The organism is Microcoleus sp. SVA1B4, from assembly GCF_036700545.1.
Taxonomy (GTDB): Bacteria; Cyanobacteriota; Cyanobacteriia; order Cyanobacteriales; family Microcoleaceae; genus Microcoleus.
On sequence record NZ_JAUBPB010000080.1, the window covers coordinates 1 to 4,320 of the forward strand.

The 4,320-nt window shown below is 43.8% G+C and carries 4 protein-coding genes; all 4 read left to right on the forward strand.

Translation table 11 applies throughout. The annotated features are described in order from the left end of the window. Window positions 1-245: 245 nt before the first annotated feature. The gene (locus QT987_RS25825; protein WP_333245977.1) at window positions 246-1,196 is read left to right on the forward strand and encodes a glycosyltransferase family 10 domain-containing protein; all 951 of its coding nucleotides are present in this window, start codon (window positions 246-248) and stop codon (window positions 1,194-1,196) included. Window positions 1,197-1,207: 11 nt separating this feature from the next. After that, window positions 1,208-2,284: a formylglycine-generating enzyme family protein gene (locus QT987_RS25830; RefSeq protein ID WP_333245979.1), complete on the forward strand. Its 1,077-nt coding sequence runs from the start codon at window positions 1,208-1,210 to the stop codon at window positions 2,282-2,284. A gap of 97 nt (window positions 2,285-2,381) precedes the next feature. Continuing rightward, window positions 2,382-3,356 (forward strand): Npun_R2821/Npun_R2822 family protein, encoded by a 975-nt coding sequence (locus tag QT987_RS25835; RefSeq protein WP_333245981.1) that lies wholly within the window; start codon window positions 2,382-2,384, stop codon window positions 3,354-3,356. Next, window positions 3,353-4,225 (forward strand): Npun_R2821/Npun_R2822 family protein, encoded by an 873-nt coding sequence (locus tag QT987_RS25840; RefSeq protein WP_333245983.1) that lies wholly within the window; start codon window positions 3,353-3,355, stop codon window positions 4,223-4,225. Before QT987_RS25835 ends, QT987_RS25840 begins: the two co-directional genes overlap by 4 nt. Window positions 4,226-4,320 lie beyond the last annotated feature (95 nt).

Genomic DNA, 4,320 nt, shown 5'->3' on the forward strand with positions numbered 1-4,320 from the left:
CGCCTGATTGTCGGTATGATCGAATCAATGACGTGGCGATCGACTGACGCACTCTTTTAAGATACAAGGGGCGGGTTTTACCAACAATCATCGCCTCAAATAAACAATCTCATAAACCCGCCCTGCCCAACCCAAAAACCACATTTATTATCAGTAGGGGCGGGTTTTACCAACAATCATCGCCTAAAACAAACAATCTCATAAACCCGCCCCGCCCACACGCAAAACCAGATTTATTATTAGATATGAACCAAAAAATCATCGGCACAATCACCACCTACCCAGGGATGAGTCAAAGCGACTGGCTGTGGCAACAAACCCCCCACAACTTCGGCAACTGGGGCAACATTCAAATGCTCGCCAACCACCCAGAACCAGACTTTTTACTCATGTATCAATTCGACTTTCCCAAACCTGCAAAAAATAAATCCTGGCTCGATAAAATACGTCGCTACAGGCATCAAAACCCAGAAAACGACATTCAAGAAAAATTGCGCGGTGTCCCCAAGGAACGGATTATTTACCTGATCCGCGAACCGCCATTACCAGAAGTTATTGAAATTACCAAAGCCAACTACGAACAAGCAAAACTTTATTGCAGTTACGTTTCCGGGCCAGACGACTTCGCACCAAACCCCAATTATATGCCCGCGATTTGGTATCACTCTAACTCGTTTCGAGAACTCGATGAAATGCCTGCGACGCCGAAAACTAAATCCTGTTCTTGGATTACTTCAGGTGTTAGCCGCAGCGCCAATCACCGCCAGAGATTAGACTTTATCAAATTGCTGCAAGAACGAGAATTAAATTTTGACCTTTACGGACGAAACTTGCCAACTTGGGCGCGCGGGAACGGGACTGTCAACAATAAATGGCACGCTGTCGCACCATACTATTACAACTTAGCTATTGAAAATTATGCCGAAAACGATTGGTATGTCAGCGAGAAGCTTTGGGATGCTTTATTAGCTTGGTGTTTGCCGATTTATTACGGCGGTGCGGCGGTGGATAAATTGTTGCCGGCGGGGAGTTTTCTGAGGCTGCCGAGTTTGGATGAGAAAGGAGTAGAATTTATTAAAGAGGTTGTAGCTACTGCGGATTATTGGCATGAAGCGAGGGAGAAAATTGCTGAAGCCAGACAAATCATTCTCCATGAATTAAACTTGCTCAATTGGCTGTCTAACTTTGTATCTTAATAAATAGCGCCATGACAGAAAACCAAAATCAACCCAGAGAATACGATGCTGTACTCGGCGGTCAAAATCCACCCCCCCTCGGTGCTGCTGTTTTAGGCGGGATTCCCGGCGTTAAGAGTCGTTTGGCTTCACCGATTGTCGAAGTGAAGATTGCTGCACTGTCTGAAGCGCTCAAATATGGAGATGCAGGTTTAGATTTAATAATTGGCGCGCTGCAAGATGAATCAATGTTGGTGAAGTTTGCAGCCTATTCGCTGCTGAGGAATAGAGATGAACCCAATATAAAACAGCAGTTACAAAAATATTTGCCTACTTTTAACTTTGATGTGATAACAGTTGATGCTAAAGGAAAAGAAAACAGTCGTCGCCGTCATTATGCTCATTTCTTTCCTGAAGACTTAGGGAACGAAGTTGTGCTGGAAATGGTTTATATTCCCGGGGGTACATTTATGATGGGCTCGCCAGCAACAGAAGAAGGTAGAGACAGTTGTGAAAGTCCGCAGCATCAAGTAACTGTACCCGCTTTTTTTGCAGGCAAATACCCTCTCACCCAAGCACAGTGGCAAGCAGTGATGGGAAACAACCCATCATCATTATCATGGTTTCAAGGTGAAAAACGTCCTGTAGAAAAAGTATCGTGGGATATGGCCGTCGAATTCTGTGGCCAACTCTCGCAAAAAACCGGGAAAAAATATCGCCTCCTGAGTGAAGCAGAATGGGAATATGCCTGTCGTGCGGGTACAACAACCCCATTTCATTTTGGGGAAACTATTACCCCGGAATTAGTCCGATATCGCGGACACACAACTTATGTCGGGGGTTGTCTCCCCAATGCCTTTGGACTTTACGACCTCCACGGTCAGGTTTGGGAGTGGTGCAGTGATAGATGGCACGAAAACTATAACGGGGCACCAACTGACGGAAGTTCCTGGGAAACTGGCACATCTGAATACCGAATGCAGCGTGGTGGTTCCTTGCACAGCCCTGCGTTCAGTTGCCGCAGTGCCTATCGTGTCAGGGACTCGACGGGCAACCGCCAATATTACATCGGTTTTCGCGTCGCTCTGGTTTTCGGTTCTATGCTTTAGTCTTCCCCGATCGCCCTCCTCTATTATTTTACTAAATGATTCGGCGGTTGAAACCGCAACTATATAAACAAATTCCGCCTTCGCGAGACTCTTAGATATGAATGGAATTTGCACGCTAGCCAACGATACAGTTTACGACCAACTAATTGCCTTGCTCAACAGTATTGAAATTATCTTAGGCTCAAATACTCCTGTCTGTATTTATCCTTTCGACGACCAGATAGAGCAAATCCAAGCTGAAATTGTTAACCGTCCCAACGTCTTTATTTATGAAGATAGCGCATCTCTTCAGCGATGGGACAAATTCATGGAAGCAGCCGCACCAGAGCGTTTGAACCGCAAAAAATTCCGGCTTTACGGCGCACACCGGCGCTTTTGCGCTTTCGACGGCCCGTTTGAAAAGTTTATCTATATGGATGCGGATACTTTGGTGATGAATTCCCTTGATGCCGTGTTTCATAAATTAGAGGGATCGGATTTTGTGGTTTATGATTTTCAATTTCTCTCCCCAACTAAAGTATACAATATTCAGTCACCAAAACTCCTCGAAGTTTTTGAGCAAAATCGGATCGACTCGGAAATATTTTGTTCGGGATTTTACGCCAGCAAGCAAGGATTGTTTGAGCAAGATACTAGAGAATGGCTGTTAGCTCAACTGCAATCGGGCGAGGCGGAAATTCTTTATGAAGGTGCGGGAGAACAGCCGTTGCTCAATTATATGGTGATGAAAACGGGGATGAATAGCTATAATTTTGCTTATAGTCTCCCGGATGGCGAAAAAACCGGGTGCAGCGTCACTTCTCAACATTTTGAAGAGCAAGATCGGATTTTGTACGACAAGGGAAACCGACTTACTTACATTCATTATATTGGTGTGCCGCCGGATTTAATTCGGAGAGTTTGTGCGGGCGAAAATATTGAGTTTCCCTATCGCGATTTGTTTCTGCATTACCGCTATCTCCGCGAACCCTCCAAGCGTCCGATTTTTGCCCAACCGCTAAAGTCTTATACTGAGGTTTCTGGGCCGAATTTGTTAAAAAGGGTATTGAGAAGGTTGAGGATAAATGTATGAATCGCGGTATTTATATTGTTGCGAATGATAAGGTGATCGAAAGTGCGATCGCCCTTCTAAACAGCATACGTCTGTACAATTGTCAAGTACCTGTTTTTCTGATTCCCTTCGACGACAATTATCAGCAAGTCGCAGCCGCACTCAGCAGTCTCCACGGGGTACAATTGTTCCCAAATCTGGAGTTTGTCGAACAGTTTACCAGAGAAATTGGCCAAATGTTCGATCGCAACTTTTTAGCCCTCCCCAACAAAATGCGAAAACTCGCCGTTTGGTTTGGCCCCCTTGACGAATTTCTGTACATCGATACCGATATCATCGTCTTTGAAGACATCGCAGACAACTTAAACAAACTATCAGAAGTAGACTTTTTTTGCTGCGACTATCACCACCTCAGCGAAAAACTGCGAAATGTATTTTCACCACTTGTAAAAGAACAGAATATCTTTACAGACTCACAGCTTCAAGATGTATTCAACAGCGGTTTTTGGGCTTCCCGAAAAGGAACGATTACAGAATCGCAAATGTATGAAATTTTGCAAGAATGTTCGCAGCATCGAGAATATTTTGACTTTACTCAAAATGTCACAGACCAACCTATATTAAATTATATCATTCTTAAACTGATTCCCAAACGCTGCAATCTTGTTAAAGATTCACCAAGCGAACCGGGAAGCTGGGCGGGTTCTAAACATTTTCAAGAAATAGATTATGTTCTTTATGACAAAGGCAAAAGGTTAAAATATCTTCACTGGGCTGGGATACCAATTAAATCGGGTAGTCCTTATTGGAAAGTTTGGAAACATTATCGTTATCTCAATGAGGAAAAACCAAACTTAGTGCAAAAAATATTTCTTGCTTTGAGTAGGTGAGGATAAACTCATATGTTGTATCATTATCAACAAGGTTGGAAGAACAGGCAAGATGCCTGTTCCACAATTCATAAATTTTGTTGTGTTTTTGAGAC